The 1,428-nt window shown below is 68.5% G+C and carries 1 protein-coding gene; it reads right to left on the minus strand.

From position 1 onward, the window contains the following. Window positions 1–20: 20 nt before the first annotated feature. Window positions 21–1,223, minus strand: coding sequence for an IS110 family transposase (locus ACF1BH_RS30870; protein ID WP_391647731.1), 1,203 nt, complete (start codon window positions 1,221–1,223; stop codon window positions 21–23). Window positions 1,224–1,428 lie beyond the last annotated feature (205 nt).

Raw genomic sequence — 1,428 nt, forward strand, 5'->3', positions numbered from 1 at the left:
AAGGAATCTCAATGATCGTGTCAAGCCGCCTGCGTGACTGGCGGGGCGGAGGTGAACAGCCTCTTGTCACGCAGCATCGCCCAGAGCACGTCGACCCGGCGTCGGGCGAGCGAGAGCAGGGCCTGGGTGTGCAGCAGCCCCTCGGCCCGCTTCTTGAGGTAGTAGTCGCGGGAGGGGCCGGGCCGCATCATGGCGGTCTGGGCGGCCATGTAGAAGATGTGCCGCAGACGGCGGTTGTAGCGCTTGGGCCGGTGGTAGTTGCCGGTTCGGCGGCCGGAGTCCCGGGCCACCGGGGCCAGACCGGCATGCGAGGCAAGGCGACCGGCGTCGCGGTAGCCGGCCAGGTCGCCGACGATGGCGACGAACTCGGCGCCCAGGATGGGCCCCATGCCGGGCATCGACTCGATGATCTCCGCGCGGTCGTCGGATCGGAACGTCTCGCGGATCTCCCGGTCGTTGTCCTTGATCCGTTCGTCCAGGGCCAGCAGCTGGTGGGCGAGGTCGCAGACCAGCTTGGCGGCCCGCTTCTCGCCGGGCAGTGCGATCTGCTGGGCCTGGGCCGCCTCCACGGCCTTGGCCGCGACGTCGGCGGCACTGCGGACCTTGCGGCGTTCAAGCCAGGCCGTCAGGCGCTTGACGCCGATCCGGCGCAGAGCGGCCGGTGTCTGGTACTCGGTGAGCATGACGACCGGGCCCTTGGCCGCGGAGTAGTCGAACGCCCGCTCCAGGGCCGGACAGATGCCGACCAGCAGGTCACGGAGCCGGTTGATCAGCCTCACCCGGTCGGCGATCAGGTCGGCCCGGTAATTCGTCAGTACCCTCAGGTTGGAGACCAGCTCCGGGGGCGTGTCCAGCGGAGCGAAGTCCCGGCGCATGCGCGCCTGGTCGGCGATGACACGGGCGTCCTTGGCGTCGGTCTTGCCCTCGCCCCGGTAAGCGCCGGTCATCCGGTTGACCGTTCGACCGGGGACGTAGACGACCTGTTGGCCGTGCGCGATCAGCAGGGCCAGAAGCAAGGTCGAGGCCCGGCCGGAGATGTCCACTGCCCACCGCACCTCGTCGGCCCGCTCGCGGGCCGTGTCGATGAGGGTGAGGATCTGGGCCTCGTCGTTGATCACCTTCGTCGAGAACAGCGTCTCGCCGTCGGTGTCGACCGCGACTGCCCAGTGGTGCCCCTTGCCGGCATCGATGCCGACCCATATCCGCGTGTCAGACGTACTCAAGCCCGCCGCTCCGTATCCCTCGTGACCAGCACTCCATGGTCCGAAGAACACCCCGCCGACAGGTCCCTAACCAGCGATGACCGCAGTTCTCAATCAGTGGTCGGAGCGTCCCGGAGGACCGGGCGGCCATTCCTTCCGAGTCATCAACGACAGACCCCCATCAGCCACACCCGGTCCTCCCGGACCGCCTCACATTCTTAGGGAC

The sequence above is a fragment of the Streptomyces sp. NPDC014733 genome (assembly GCF_043083385.1).
Classification (GTDB): Bacteria; Actinomycetota; Actinomycetes; order Streptomycetales; family Streptomycetaceae; genus Streptomyces.